General features: G+C 60.9%; 11 protein-coding genes. 4 read left to right on the top strand and 7 right to left on the bottom strand.

The window, feature by feature from the left end:
- Positions 1 to 24: 24 nt before the first annotated feature.
- The 3 genes from K290_RS0109995 to K290_RS0109985 are packed head-to-tail and all read right to left on the bottom strand — an operon-like array spanning position 25 to position 3,226.
- A complete protein-coding gene (locus K290_RS0109995) occupies positions 25 to 855 on the bottom strand; it encodes a transglutaminase family protein (protein ID WP_028751794.1) in 831 nt (276 codons plus the stop codon).
- A gap of 12 nt (positions 856 to 867) precedes the next feature.
- Entirely contained in the window at positions 868 to 1,809 is a 942-nt protein-coding gene (locus tag K290_RS0109990) for an alpha-E domain-containing protein (RefSeq protein WP_028751793.1), read from the bottom strand.
- A gap of 7 nt (positions 1,810 to 1,816) precedes the next feature.
- Positions 1,817 to 3,226, bottom strand: coding sequence for a circularly permuted type 2 ATP-grasp protein (locus tag K290_RS0109985; protein WP_028751792.1), 1,410 nt, complete (start codon positions 3,224 to 3,226; stop codon positions 1,817 to 1,819).
- Positions 3,227 to 3,477: 251 nt separating this feature from the next.
- Here K290_RS0109985 and K290_RS37210 point away from each other — a divergent pair, with 251 nt between their 5' ends.
- A complete protein-coding gene (locus K290_RS37210; RefSeq protein ID WP_154668575.1) occupies positions 3,478 to 3,618 on the top strand; it encodes a hypothetical protein in 141 nt (46 codons plus the stop codon).
- A 6-nt stretch (positions 3,619 to 3,624) separates the two neighbouring features.
- Entirely contained in the window at positions 3,625 to 4,518 is an 894-nt protein-coding gene (locus K290_RS0109980) for a DMT family transporter (RefSeq protein WP_028751791.1), read from the top strand.
- 111 nt (positions 4,519 to 4,629) lie between these two features.
- Here the strand turns inward: K290_RS0109980 and K290_RS0109975 are convergent, their stop codons facing one another.
- The 3 genes from K290_RS0109975 to K290_RS0109965 form a co-directional block, all read right to left on the bottom strand.
- Positions 4,630 to 6,282: a DEAD/DEAH box helicase gene (locus K290_RS0109975; protein ID WP_028751790.1), complete on the bottom strand. Its 1,653-nt coding sequence runs from the start codon at positions 6,280 to 6,282 to the stop codon at positions 4,630 to 4,632.
- Between the two features lie 348 nt (positions 6,283 to 6,630).
- Positions 6,631 to 6,939, bottom strand: coding sequence for a hypothetical protein (locus K290_RS0109970; RefSeq protein ID WP_028751789.1), 309 nt, complete (start codon positions 6,937 to 6,939; stop codon positions 6,631 to 6,633).
- 143 nt (positions 6,940 to 7,082) lie between these two features.
- Positions 7,083 to 8,669, bottom strand: a complete 1,587-nt coding sequence (locus K290_RS0109965; RefSeq protein WP_028751788.1) for a trimethylamine methyltransferase family protein — start codon at positions 8,667 to 8,669, stop codon at positions 7,083 to 7,085.
- A gap of 214 nt (positions 8,670 to 8,883) precedes the next feature.
- Between K290_RS0109965 and K290_RS0109960 the strand changes: the two genes are divergently transcribed.
- Positions 8,884 to 12,141: a response regulator gene (locus tag K290_RS0109960; RefSeq protein WP_028751787.1), complete on the top strand. Its 3,258-nt coding sequence runs from the start codon at positions 8,884 to 8,886 to the stop codon at positions 12,139 to 12,141.
- A 2-nt stretch (positions 12,142 to 12,143) separates the two neighbouring features.
- Here the strand turns inward: K290_RS0109960 and mnmC2 are convergent, their stop codons facing one another.
- Entirely contained in the window at positions 12,144 to 12,872 is a 729-nt protein-coding gene (gene mnmC2, locus K290_RS0109955; protein ID WP_028751786.1) for a tRNA (5-methylaminomethyl-2-thiouridine)(34)-methyltransferase MnmC2, read from the bottom strand.
- Here mnmC2 and K290_RS0109950 point away from each other — a divergent pair.
- Positions 12,871 to 14,055 (top strand): NAD(P)/FAD-dependent oxidoreductase, encoded by a 1,185-nt coding sequence (locus tag K290_RS0109950; RefSeq protein ID WP_028751785.1) that lies wholly within the window; start codon positions 12,871 to 12,873, stop codon positions 14,053 to 14,055. The two genes, mnmC2 and K290_RS0109950, sit on opposite strands and share 2 nt — an antisense overlap.
- Positions 14,056 to 14,111: the final 56 nt, after the last annotated feature.

Raw genomic sequence — 14,111 nt, 5'->3', positions numbered from 1 at the left:
GTGAAGCGATGAACTGCTCTGAACTCAGCTTTGGCTCTGACTCTGGCTTTGGCTTTGCCCCTGGCTCGCAACCGTGACCTTGACCGAGAGGCTTTCGCCCGGCGTGCCGAGGCGCATGCCGGAGACGGGAGCGGCGTCGCGGTAGCAAAGGCCGGTGGCGATGCGAACGTAGCGGGCGTCGGGGCATACATCATTGGCCGGGTCAAAACCCACCCAGCCAAGGCCGGAAATATGCGCTTCGGCCCAGGCATGCGTCGCAGCTTGCTCGGGCGTTCCTTCCATCAGGAGGTAGCCTGAGACGTAACGGGCAGGGATCTGCAACGCGCGGGCGCCTGCAATGAAGATTTGGGCGTGGTCCTGGCAGACGCCACTCTTCTTCTCCAAGGCCTGTTCTGCTGTTGTTTCCGTGTCGCTGGTGCCGGGCTTGTATTCCACCATCTGGTGGATGGCGCCCATCAGTGCGTGCATCTTGCCGAGTTCGTTGTCGCCGGAAAGGCTGCGCAACAATTCCTTCGTAAGCTTGCCGGCCTTGGTGCGCTGCGTTTCCCGCAGGAAAAGCCAGAGCGGACTGAAGCCGCTATGCTGGCCGACGACGCCATTCAGGTCCTGCGTTTCGATCTCGCCCGTGGCGAAGATCCGGGTTGCCTCCTGTGCGCCGTCGAGCGAGACAAGCGTGACGCGATTGGCAAACTGATCCTCATATTCCACCTCCGGATGGGCGCCTTCGACCGTCAGCTTCCAATCGAGGACGGTCTGGCCGGGGCCGGTGAGGGGCGTGAGCCTCAGGCGTTGCAATGAAAACTGCGCCGGTTCGTCGTAGCGGTATTCGGTGGTATGGCTGATCGTCAGTCTCATAATGTGATCCGCTTACTGATAGAACCGGTAGCCGTCGGAGATTTCCGCACTGAGCTTGTTGTTGCGCGAAACGAAATCCTCCAGGAATTCATGCAGCCCCTGATCCATGATGCTCTTGACGGTAAGCGTCTGCAGCATCTTGCGGATAGCATCGGCGGTGTCGTGCGCAGGAAGGCGCTGATCGTACTCGGTCCCGAGATAGCCGATATTGCTGACGATCTTTTCGTAGCAATAGGCAAGCGAGCGCGGCATCTGGCCATTGAGGATGAGGAAGTCAGCAATGTTGGCCGGCTTGTACTCGGGGTCGTACGCCCATTTATAGGCGCGATGGGCGGAAACCGAGCGCAGGATCGATTCCCATTGCGCATTGTCGAGGGACGAACCGACATGCGAGATCGACGGCAGCAGCACGTAATATTTCACGTCGAGAATGCGCGCCGTGTTGTCGGCGCGTTCGATAAAGGTGCCGATGCGGGCGAAGTTGTAAAGCTCGTTGCGCAGCATCGAGCCATGAAATGCACCACGGATCAATCCGGCGCGGCGCTTGATGACCTCGATCATCTCCGGCACTTCGGCAGTCTTCAGGCGCTTGGCGAGCAACGTCTTCAGCTCGATCCAGCATTCATTGGTGGCTTCCCAGGTGTCGCGGGTCAGCGCCGTGCGGACCATGCGCGCATTGTTGCGGCCATAATCGATGCAGGACATCACGCTCGACGGATTGGAGCGGTCGCGGATCAGGTAATCGATCGCGTCCGCACCGGTCAGCTTGCCGTGCACCTCGTTATAGGCTTCGCGCACCCCGGCGCTCTGCAGGACGCCATCCCAATCGTCTTCCGCCGCACCGCTGCGGGTCAGCGACATGCGCTGGCCGGCATCGACCAGACGGGCTATGTTTTCGGCGCGCTCGATGTAACGGAACATCCAGTAGAGGCCATTCGCGGTTCTTCCAAGCATGTCCGTTTCAGTCCTCCAGAACCCAGGTGTCTTTGGTGCCGCCGCCCTGGCTGGAATTGACCACCAGCGACCCTTCCTTCAGTGCCACGCGGGTCAGGCCGCCTGGGATAATCTGCACCTTGTCGGAAACGAGGACATAGGGACGCAGGTCGACATGGCGAGGGGCGATGCCCTTGTTGACCAGGATCGGCACGGTCGACAGCGAAAGGGTCGGCTGAGCGATGTAATTGTTCGGCTTGGCCTTCAGCTTCTCGGCGAATTCCGTCCGCTCTTTCTTAGAGGCGGTCGGGCCAACGAGCATGCCGTAGCCGCCGGAACCATGCACTTCCTTGACGACGAGGTCGGCTAGGTTCTCCAGCACGTATTTCAGGCTGGCCGGCTCGGAACAGCGCCAGGTCGGCACGTTTTCGAGGATCGGCTTGCGGCCGGTGTAGAATTCGACGATCTCCGGCATATAGGAATAGATCGCCTTGTCGTCGGAAATGCCGGTGCCCGGCGCATTGGCGATGGTGATATGGCCGGCGCGATAGACATCCATGATGCCGGGGATGCCGAGGGCCGAATCCGCACGGAAGGTGAGGGGATCGAGGAAGTCGTCGTCGACGCGGCGATAGAGAACGTCGATCGCCTCGTAGCCGCGTGTCGTGCGCATCTTTACCTTGCCGTCAATGACGCGCAGATCCGAGCCTTCGACCAGCTCCACGCCCATCATGTCGGCAAGGAAGGAATGCTCGTAATAGGCGGAATTGTAGATGCCGGGGGTCAGAACGGCGACGCGCGGCTTGCCGTTGCAGCCGCGGGGCGCGAGCGAGGCGAGGCTTTGGCGCAGCAGCAGCGGATAATCCTCGACCCGCTGTACCTTGTTCTGATGGAACAGCTCCGGAAACATCTGCATCATGGTTTCCCGGTTTTCCAGCATGTAGGAAACACCGGAGGGTGTGCGGGCATTGTCTTCCAGCACGTAGAACTGGTCCTCCCCGGTGCGGACGATATCGGTGCCGACGATGTGGGTGTAGACGCCGCCTGGGGGGCGGAAGCCGATCATTTCCGGCAGGAAGGCGTCGTTCTTTTCGATCAGTTCGCGTGGGATGCGGCCGGCGCGGATGATTTCCTGCTTGTGGTAGATATCGTCGAGGAAGGCGTTGAGCGCGATGACGCGCTGCTCGATGCCTTGGGCGAGCTTGCGCCATTCTCGACCGGAAATGATGCGGGGGATGATATCGAAGGGGATGAGCTTTTCGGCGGAGTCCGCGTGACCGTAGACGGCGAAGGTAATGCCCGTTTTTCGGAAGATATTTTCCGCATCGCGGGATTTGGCAATGAGGTGGCCTCTATCCTGGCCTGAGTACCACTCGAAATATTTTTCGTAAGGCGTGCGCGGATTTTCATCCGTAGTAATCATTTCATCAAATGCCAAAGGCGCGGTCCCCATGTTTTTTCCCATTTGAATACAACAGTTTTGACAATGCAAGAAGTATGCGCGTTTGCGTGCACGAATTTCGAAGGCGCCGAAAAGGCTGGAATTCCAGGCTTTTTGGCTTGGTGCACCGGTAAACGAGAGTTTACGGCCTCGGCGCTCCGATCAAAATCTAAGCGTGTGCTTATTTTGTCGTCGGCAGGGTGGAACGGTTTGCCGAAACCCTCACGCCAACCAGCAGAGAGGCTGATATGAAGAAAATTGATGATTGGCTTCAGCGGTTCGATTTTGACGCTTCGATCGTCTTCGGTTATCAGCGGTTGCCCTGCGCATGTGACGTTCCGGTTTCAATTCAGGCCCGGATCCAGCCTGCGACATCAATTTCAGTCTGAGCCTCCATGTCCCTCGACACATTCGCGCCGGCAATCTTCGTCTTTCTTTGGTCTACGGGCTGGATCGTTGCGAAATATGCTGCGATGCACGCTGGTCCGTTTACCTTTCTCATGATCCGGTACAGCCTGTCCGCGCTCGCTTTCGTTCTGTTTTGCGCTTTTACCGGTGCGAAATGGCCGCGAGATTGGTCCAGCGTCTTCCGCGCTGTTTATTCAGGCATCTTTCTGCACGGATTTTATCTCGGCGGTCTTTGGTGGGCGATCGCCAGCGGCGTGCCTGCGGGGATTTCAGGCATCATTGCTGCCCTCCAGCCGCTGATGACGGCGATGGCTGCGCCCTATCTGGTCGGCGAGCGCCTGCAGCCAACGCAGCGGCTTGGCCTGTTGCTCGGCTTCATCGGCATTGCGATCGCGATCTCGCCGAAGCTTTTGTCATCGGAAACCGCCAATCTCTGGCACTCGGCTATCCCGCTCGGGGTCAATCTGTTGGCGATGGTTTCCGTCACCTATGGGACGCTTTATCAGAAGCGTCATCTGCAGACGGGTGATCTCCGGACCATTGCGACGTTGCAATATGTCGGCGCTCTCATCGTCACCGCACCTCTGGCGCTGACATTCGAAAATCTGCACTTCGACGGCACGCACGAAGCATTTTTTGCGCTCGGCTGGTCGGTCTTCGGCCTATCGATGGGCGCGGTCGGTCTGCTGCTCTATCTTATTCGCCGCGGGCAGGTATCGCGCGCCGCCTCGTTGATCTACCTGATGCCGCCTGCGGTGGCCATCGAAGCGGCGATCGCTTTCGGCGAACCGCTGACCCTGCCGATCATCATCGGCACGTTGATCGTCGTGACCGGCGTCTATCTTACGAACAGGCGCACGGCGGATATAGTGCCGGAATAGGGGCGGCGGTTATCCGCCCGAACGGGACTGAGAGCGCTTGGATCGCGGAAGAAATCCGCCGGTATGGAATAGGCGCAAAAAAGGGGGCCGTTCGCCCCCTTCTTCATGTGATCAAGCGCGCTCGCGGCGCTGGCCGTTGCCGTTGCGCGGCCCACGGCGTTTCATGCCGCCGTTGCCACCTTCGCGGTGTTCCCCGTGAGCGTGGCCCTGGCCGCGCTCCTCATTGTGGCGGCCTGAGGGGCGGCCATGGGCGTGGCGGGGGCCGCGATGGGCGCCAGCTTCGTGAGCGGCGGCAGCGTTTGCCTGGCCGTTGTGATGCGGCTTCTTGGCCGGACGGAAATCGGACGTCGAAACAAGATCATTGTCTGCTTCCGGTCGCGGCGTCCGCTCGTCGCGGCGCTGGCCGCGGAAGTCGGCATTGCGATTGTTCTCGCGCTGCGGACGATCGTCGCGCGGGCGGCGCTCTTGGCGTTCACCCGTGCGGGCGCGGGCTTCGCCCTGTTCACCGTCACGCTGCGGACGGCCGCCGGGGCGACCCGAACGGCCTTCCGGACGTCCCTGACCTGCACCGCCGCGGCCTTGGTTGCCACGGCCACCCCGGCTATTGCCGCGGGCCGGACGGGCGCGATCGGCAGGGGCCTCGCCGCTGGCGACGGCAATTTCGATGCCCATCAGGCGTTCGATGTCACGCAGCAGACGGATTTCATCCGGAGCGCAGAAGGCGATGGCGATGCCGTCGCGGCCGGCACGCGCGGTGCGGCCGATACGGTGGACATAGGCGTCGGGCACTTCCGGCAGGTCGTAGTTGTAGACATGCGAAACGCCGGGGATATCGATGCCGCGAGCGGCGACGTCGGTTGCGACGAGAACGCGGACTTCACCATCACGGAAACCCTTGAGTGCCCGCTCGCGCTGGCCCTGGCTCTTGTTGCCGTGGATGGAGGCGGCTGCAAAGCCGACATGGTCGAGATGCTTCATCAGCTTCTCGGCGCCGTGCTTGGTGCGCAGGAACACGATGGCGCGGCCATCGGGATTGGCAGAAATCGTTTCCTTGAGGATTTCGGTCTTGTGGTTCTGGCCCGCAACGAAGTGGACATATTGCTCCACCTTGTCGGCCGCTTTGCCCGGAGGCGAGACTTCGACCTTCAGCGGATTGGTCAGATAGTCGGAAGCGAGATCGGCAATCGCTTTCGGCATGGTGGCCGAGAACAGCAGGGTCTGGCGCTTGGCCGGGACGAGCTTGGCGATCTTGCGCAGATCGTGGATGAAGCCGAGGTCGAGCATCTGGTCGGCTTCGTCGAGGACGAGATAATTGACATAGCCGAGCGACAGGGCACGGCGGTTGATGAGGTCGAGCAGGCGGCCGGGAGTAGCGACAAGGATGTCGGTCCCGCGTTCGAGTTGAAGCTGCTGCTTGTTGATCGAGGCGCCGCCGACCACGACGTTGATCCGCAGCGGCGTCTTGCGGACGAATAGCTTGAGATTGTCGGCGATCTGGTTCACCAGTTCGCGGGTGGGGGCGAGGATCAGGGTGCGGACGGTGCGGTTGTCGGGACGCTTGGCGTCCTTCAGCAGCATTTCGATGATCGGCAGGCCGAAAGCGGCCGTTTTGCCGGTGCCGGTCTGGGCGAGGCCGATGAGATCGCGGCCCTGGAGAACAAGCGGAATAGCCTGTGCCTGGATGGGCGTCGGCGTCGCGAAGTTGTTCTGCGACAGCGTGTCAACGATCTGCTTGGAGAGACCAAGCGAGTGAAAATCGGTCAATTCAATACCTTTCGGGGCGCCAAAGCGGATAGGCCGGATCGCACCATGCGGTCCGGTCTGTCTCTGGCGTCAAGAACCCCGCGTGAAGTGGGAACTTGTAAGTTGGAAAAAGCTTTCCAGCGCGTTCGACCGCCTTGGGTGCGGTCTCATTTCAAAAGCGCTTTTGTCCTTCTCTTGCGTACGTCTAGTCCCGCAGGGCACGCTCACGCGGCGGCCGGAAGGTGAAAGCTGACGCGCATTTGGTCTTAATCGCCGCTAAAGTCAAGGGGTGTGGTCGAAAGCTTTTCAACAAACAGACGAAAATGCCGCCGGAATCCGGCGGCATGGGGCACTCGATCTTTATGGTCTTCAGCGGCAGACCTCGACACGATAGGGCCGTCCCCAGCCGTCGCGACGCCATGCCCAGTAGCAGTCGGGATAGGCGCGTACGTAGGCCGGAGCATAATAGGCTCGATAGGCGGGGTAATAAGCCGGGTAGACCGGATAGGCCGGTCGTACGGCTTCGGCAGCTAAGGCGCCGCCGACGACACCGGCGGCAAGACCGCCGAAGAAGGCGCCGCGTTCGGAGGCTCCCGCGGTGGTCGTGGTTATGGCCGTTGCGCTGCCAAGCGTCAGCGCGATCAAACCGGCCGTCGTTAAAGTGCGAAGCAAAGACATCGAAATCCCTTTCCCAAAACACAGCTCCCAGCCGAAGCCGAGCTTGAAGGTGTGTGGAAAAGCGGGCGAAGTCGCGGCTAAAAAGAGGGCCGCGACATTAAATTTTGTTCATGATGGAGCGGGTGAAAACCTTTGATTTTCAACTAGAAATCGGTGGGGACGCCACCCTCTTTCTTGCGCTTGGAGACAAAGGCGTCGAGCTCTTCTTCGATGGCCGGATCAAGCGGCGGCTGCTCATAATGCGCGAGCGTTTCCTTGAAGATGCGGTTGGCATGATCATAGGTCGTCGGCCGGCCGGCTTCGGTCCAGGTCTCGTGATTGCGCCAGTCCGAGAGGATCGGCGAATAGAAGGCCGTTTCGTAGCGGGCAAGCGTGTGCGCCGTTCCGAAATAGTGGCCGCCGGGGCCGACATCGCGCACGGCGTCCAGAGCCAGGGCTTCGCTGCTGACGTCCAGCGGCGTCAGGAACTCGGCGACCATTTGCAGCATGTCGACATCGAGGATGAATTTCTCGAAAGAGGCGGTGAGACCGCCTTCGCTCCAGCCGGCCGCGTGCAGCACGAAATTGCCGCCACCCTGGGTCAGCGCCCAGAGGGATAGCGCGGATTCATAGGCTGCCTGAGCGTCCAGCGTGTTGGAAGCATTGGTGTTGGAGGTGCGGTAGGGGATGCCGTAGCGGCGGGCAAGCTGGCCGCCGGCGATCACGGCCTTCATATATTCCGGAGTGCCGAAAGCCGGCGCTCCTGTCTTCATGTCGACGTTCGAGGTGAAGCCGCCATACATGACCGGCGCGCCCTTGCGCACCATCTGCGTGAAGGCGATGCCGCAGAGCGCCTCGGCATTCTGCTGCACCAGCGCGCCGGCGATGGTCACCGGCGCCATCGCGCCCGCCAGCGTGAAGGGCGTAACGATCACGACCTGGCCACGCAACGACATCTCGATGATGCCCTGCAGCATCGGCCCGTCGAGGCGCAGCGGGGAGGAGGAATTGATGACGGTGAAGAGCGATGGCTCGCGTTCCATCTGCTCCATGCTGATGCCGCGACCGATGCGGGCGATCTCGATGGCATCGAGATTGCGCTGTTTGCCGAGCGAATAGCAATGAAACGCCTTGTCGGTGAGCTTGACGATATCGGAGAGGCAATCGAGATGGCGCACCGAAGCGTGGATATCGATAGGCTCGACCGGATAGCCACCGGTCATGTGGATGACGTCGTAGGATTGGGCAAGCTTGATCAGTTTGCGGAAATCCTCCTGGTTGCCGGCCCGCCTGCCACCCTCGCGATCCGCGACGAAGGGCGCCGAGGCGACCTGCGCGAAGACCAGGTTCCTGCCGCCGATCTGAACGTTCCGAAGCGGGTTGCGGGCGTGCAGGGTGAAGGTCGAGGGGACGGAGGCGATCAGCTCCGTGATCATGCCGCGCTCGAAGCGGACGCGCTCCGTGCCGGGCGTGACGTCGGCGCCGGCGGCTTTCATGCGTTCGCGCGCTTCCGGCAGAATGATGTCCATGCCGATCTCTTCGAGGATGGTCAACGACGCCTCATGAATGTCGTCGAGCGCCTCGGGCGACAGAAGTTCGGTGCGGGCGAGATTGTTGACAAGGTTGAGGTATTTCGTGCCGCTCGGCTTGCGGCTGCGTTCGGCCCCACGACCTCCGGCCCGGCGGCGGCGCTCGACGGGAATGGTCGCCGTGTCAGTCTCGTGCAAGGCCGTGTTTCTATCGTCGCTCATGCTCTCGCTCCACCATTGTGCTGATATGATTCTTGGCAGAGTTCGACCTCAAATGCTGCCATCGTTTGCGACCAGCGGACGTCCGTTCTGGGATAGTCAGTGGTCTGAACGCGACGTTCTTCGCCTTGGCAATATGGTTAACGGCTTGTTAAAGCGCTTTGTGATAAAGCATCGGTTCAGTAAACTGTAGCGAGCGTTGAGAAGAGGGGCCCTGTTGAATTCGGACGGTGAACTGCTGGAGATGGCCTGCCGCCGGATCGCCGATCTGGATCAGCCGGCTTATGTCAAAAACAGCGATCTGAGATACGTCGCCGTCAACGAAGCCTATGCGCGGTTTTTCAGACGCGACCTCTCCGATTTCATCGGCAACCGCAGTCGTGATCTCTTCGACAGTGGCGAAGAAGCCGACCGCGAAGACAAGGAGCGCCGGGCGCTGGTCTTCGGCTCGGAAGAGATGGCGCTGTGCTTCGATCCGACAGGCTGTGAGCGTTCCCGCGTGCAGATCGAAAGCTTTTCGCCGTCCGAAGACTGCCTTTATGTCTTTGGCATGTTCCTCGATGCGCCGGCTGCGCCCTCGCGTTCGCCGTCCGGTCGGGAAAGCGGCGACATTCCGGGTGACGTCGACGAGATCGGGCTTTATCGCACGATTCTCGAGGACCTGCCGGTGGCTGCTTTCGTGCGCGATGCCAGCCATCGGTTGATCTATTCCAACGAGGCCTATGCGGCCATCACAGGGCTCAGCCGCGCCGAAGTCCTGGGCAAGACCGAACAGGAAATGTTCGAAACCGGCGGCGACGATTATTTCGCGGAAAACGAGCAGGTGCTCACTGAAGGGCGGGCACTCGAATTCGAAGGCACGGTGGTCGATCGGAAGCATGTGACCCATCCGATCATGACGCGCGTCAACCGCGTCGTAACCTCGGACGGCAAGCGCTATGCGGTCGGGTCCATGACGGACATTTCCGTGTTGAAGTTGCGCGAGACCGAGTTGATAGAGGCGCAGGCGCGAGCCGAAGCATTGCATCAGGATTTGCAAAACATCCTGCGCTCGATGCCGATCGGCGTGATGATCCACGACGGCAACTATGTCGTGGAATATACCAACGATGCCTTTTACGACATTTGGGAATTCCCGAAGGACGAACGTTTCGAGGGCCGGTCTTATCGAGACCTTGTCGCCAAACATTTTGAGCTTGGCCGCTACGATGTCGATGCCGGCAGCATCGATGATATCTATCAGGCGCGTCTGGAGTCCTTCCGTAAGGCCGGACCGCATTTCCAGATTGAGATGAACTTTGCCGACGGCAAATCCGTCATCATGGATGCAAGCCGCATTTCGAACGGCCGCACGCTGGTCGCCTATGCTGACATCTCGTCCGTGCGCCAACAAGCGCGCGAGATCACCGAGGCGCGTCTTGCTCTGGAGCGCCTCGGCGAACTGATGACGGACGCTACGCGTGCCATGTCGCAGGGATTGCTCATCGTAGAAGACGGCATCATCATGCTGACGAACGATGCAGCGAGGGACATGCTGCGCATTCCGGCAGATCATCTCACGGTAGGCCAGCATTGGTTCGTCGCCTTCGATCATTGCGCCGCGCGCGGCGATTTCGGCGAGAATCCGCATGTGGTTCGGCGTGCCTGGCGCAGGAGCATGGCGGCGGGCAAGCCGGTTTCGGCGGTGTTCCAGGTTGCCGGCGAGCGCTGGATGCAGCTCGAAGCGGCGATGAGCGAAAGCGGCCGCTGGACCGTGGTGCTGACCGACGTCACCGAGATGAAGGAACGTGAGGCCGAGCTGCAACTGCTGCTGTCGCGCAGCGAAGCCGCCGACCGTGCCAAATCCGAATTCCTCGCCAATATGAGCCATGAAATCCGCACGCCGATGAACGGTGTTCTCGGCATGGCGGAGTTGCTGGCCAAAACCGATCTGGATGCCCGGCAGAAGACCTTCATCGACATCATCGTCAAGTCGGGCAATGCGCTGTTGACGATCATCAACGACATCCTGGATTTCTCGAAGATCGATGCCGGGCAGATGCGTCTGCGCAAGGCCGCTTTCGATCCGGCGGATGCGGTGGAGGATGTCGCGACGCTCCTGTCGTCGCCGGCGGCGGAAAAGGATATCGAATTGCTGGTGCGCATGGCACCCGATGTGCCCGCCATGGTGCTCGGAGACGCCGGCCGCTTCCGCCAGATCGTCACCAATCTCGTCGGCAATGCCGTCAAATTCACCGAGCGCGGCCATGTGCTGGTCGAGGTGGACAGCCGGCCGATCGACAATGGCGAGATCATGTTGACGCTGCGGATCGAGGATACCGGCATCGGTATTCCAGATGAGAAGCTCGATACCATTTTCGAGAAGTTTTCACAGGTGGACGCTTCTTCGACGCGCCGTCACGAGGGCACAGGTCTTGGCCTTGCCATCACCGCCGGGCTGGTTGATCTCTTCGGCGGCTATCTCGAAGTCGAGAGCGAATGGGGCAAAGGTTCGGTCTTTACGGTGCATCTTCCCATGCCGCCTGCGGCCACGCGCAGCGAACCGCGTCCGGTGCCGGTCAACGTCAAAGGCGCCGGCATCCTCGTCGTCGATGACAACGAGATCAACCGCCGGATACTGACTGAGCAGTTGGCGCAATGGAGTTTCGATGGTTACGCGGCCGCGGACGGCAAGACGGGGCTCGCCATCCTCCGTGCCGCTTTCGACATGGGCGTGCCGGTCGACGCCGTGATCCTCGACTACCATATGCCGGGCATGAACGGCGATGACGTCGCGCGTGCCATTCGCGCCGATTCTCGCTTCGATAAAGTATCGCTGATCTTCTTGACGTCCATGGACGTCGCCAGCAGCGACAAGGAATTCGCGGCCCTGAACGGTCAGGCACATCTGATGAAGCCCGCCCGCGCCAATGTGCTGCGCAACACCATCATCGATGTCGTGCGCACGGCACGCCGGCAGCGGATGAGCGGCGATGATACGCCCGCTGCTGCTCCACCGTCGATCGAGGTCGAAGCCGTTGCCGCCATCGATGCCGTCGAACGCGGCGTAGCGACGAAACCGGTCAACGCTATCGATATCCTCGTTGCTGAGGACAATGAGGTCAACCAGATCGTTTTCACGCAGATTCTGCAGGTCACAGGCCTGCGCTTCCTCGTGGTCCAGAACGGTCTGGAGGCCGTGGACGCCTGGCGGAAGCTTCGGCCATCGCTGATTATGATGGATGTCTCGATGCCGATCATGAACGGCCATCAGGCGACGCGGATGATCCGGCAACTGGAAGCTGAGGCGGGGCAGGGCTGGCACGTGCCGATCGTCGGTGTCACTGCGCATGCGCTCGATGTCGACCGGGATATGTGCTTGGAAGCGGGCATGGACGACTATATGTCCAAGCCGATCAGCCCCGAACTCCTGGAAGCCAAAGCCCGCCGCTGGCTCGGCGATGGTATGCTACAGACCGAGCGTTCCACCAAGTAGGCTTATTTGACGCCGCAGAGCATTTCGCGCTTTCCCGCAAATCCCTTGCGCCGCTCGACTGTGAAGCCTGCCGCCTGCAGGTTGCGGCGCACGAAACCGGCGGCGGCGTAGGTGGCGAAGGTGCCGCCGGCGACCGTCTTGCCATGGAGGAGCTGCATCAGCTCCGGCGACCACATATCGCCGTTTCTGGACGGGGCAAAGCCGTCGAGATACCAGGCGTCGAAGCCCGCTGCAGCCTGACGCACGCCGTCGATCGCCGGGCCACAGACGACACTCAGGCGCGTTTCAGCGTCGAGGGCAAGCGTAACGATGTCGCGTGGTTCTTTTGGCCAGGCGGCGACGAGCGCCTGACGTTCGACATCGATTTCCGGCCAGTGCGACAGCGCGCGGTTGATCTCCTCGGCACGCATCGGATAGAGTTCGAAGGACATGAAATGAAGTTGCGAATCCGGTTTGCGGTGCTGGCGCCATTGCCGCCAGGTCTCGCAGAAATTCAGGCCCGTGCCGAAACCGAGCTCGCCGATCAGGAAGTTTCCTTGCTCGTTCCAGCGCGCGGGCAGGCCGTTGCCGGCGAGAAAGACATGGCCGCATTCCAGCCGGCCGTCGGTCTGGCAATAAAAATGGTCGCCAAAGGCGGTCGAATAGGGCATATCGCCGTCGCGCCATTCCAGCGCTTGGCTTGCCGCATTGGTCTTCGCCGCCGGCGTTTTATCGGAAACAGGATCTGTCATGGGAAGAGCCGATAATCCTCCGGGGCTTGCCGGTCAATCATCCGCTGAACTGTTGATCATCGGCGGCGGCATCATGGGCTTTTGGGCGGCGGTGCATGCGGAGCGTCTGGGCGTAGAGGCTCTGCTCGTCGACGCCGGTCGGCTGGGGCAGGGGGCAAGCGGTGGCCTGCTCGGCGCACTGATGCCGCATATGCCGGATAAGTGGTCCGAGAAGAAGCAGTTCCAGTTCGACGCGCTCGTATCTCTGGAGGACGAGATTGCAGTGTTGGAAGCGGCAACCGGGCTTGCCGCCGGATACCGCCGATCCGGCCGGCTGATTCCCTTACCAAAACCGCATCTGCGCAAGATCGCATTGGGCCATTCGCAGGATGCCGAAGCGCATTGGCATCATGGCGAGCGACGATTTCATTGGCATGTGCTCGACGCCGCGCCGGTCGAAGGTTGGATCGATCCGGCCGCTGGCGAAAGCGGATTTGTTTTTGACACGCTCGCCGCCCGCGTCGCGCCGCGCGCTTTCCTGGCGGTTCTTGCTCACTTTCTTGATAAAGCAAAACATGTTCGGTTTGCCGAAGGTCTGGACATCCAGAGCATCGATCCGGACAAAGGTATCGCTGCGACCGCAGAAGGCGCTATTCGTTTTAGTCGTTGCATCCTCTCTGCCGGGCATCACTCCTTTCCGGTGCTGGATGGACTGACGCCCGGACGCCATTCTCCCCTCGGCCAGCCGGTCAAGGGTCAGGCGGCGCTTTTGAAAGCGGATGTCGATCCCGGCCTGCCGGTGATTTTCCGCGATGGGCTCTATATCGTGCCGCATGAAGGCGGATTGGTCGCGGTTGGCAGCACGAGCGAGAACCGCTTCGACGATCCGCTATCAACGGATGATCAGTTGGATAAGCTGCTCGCCGCTGCGCGAACAATGGCGCCGGCGCTGGCGGATGCCGAAGCGGTCGAATGCTGGGCCGGTCTGCGGCCGAAGGCGATCGACCGGGATCCCATGGTGGGAGCGCATCCCGACCACCCGCGGCTGATCGCGCTGACCGGGGGCTTCAAGGTCAGCTTCGGCCTAGCGCATCGCCTGGCCGAAGCGGCGGTCCGGGAGGCCATGGAAATTCCCTGTTCTTTCAAGCTGCCCGAAAGCTTCGCCCTTTCGAACCACATTATGATAGCATCACATAAAACGTGAATATAAACACCGTTCAGGTCGTCAATCTGTCACGCAAATCACCTATCTCCTTGCGC

The organism is Rhizobium leucaenae USDA 9039, from assembly GCF_000426285.1.
Classification (GTDB): domain Bacteria; phylum Pseudomonadota; class Alphaproteobacteria; order Rhizobiales; family Rhizobiaceae; genus Rhizobium; species Rhizobium leucaenae.
This window is presented reverse-complemented; position numbering and strand designations above follow the sequence as displayed.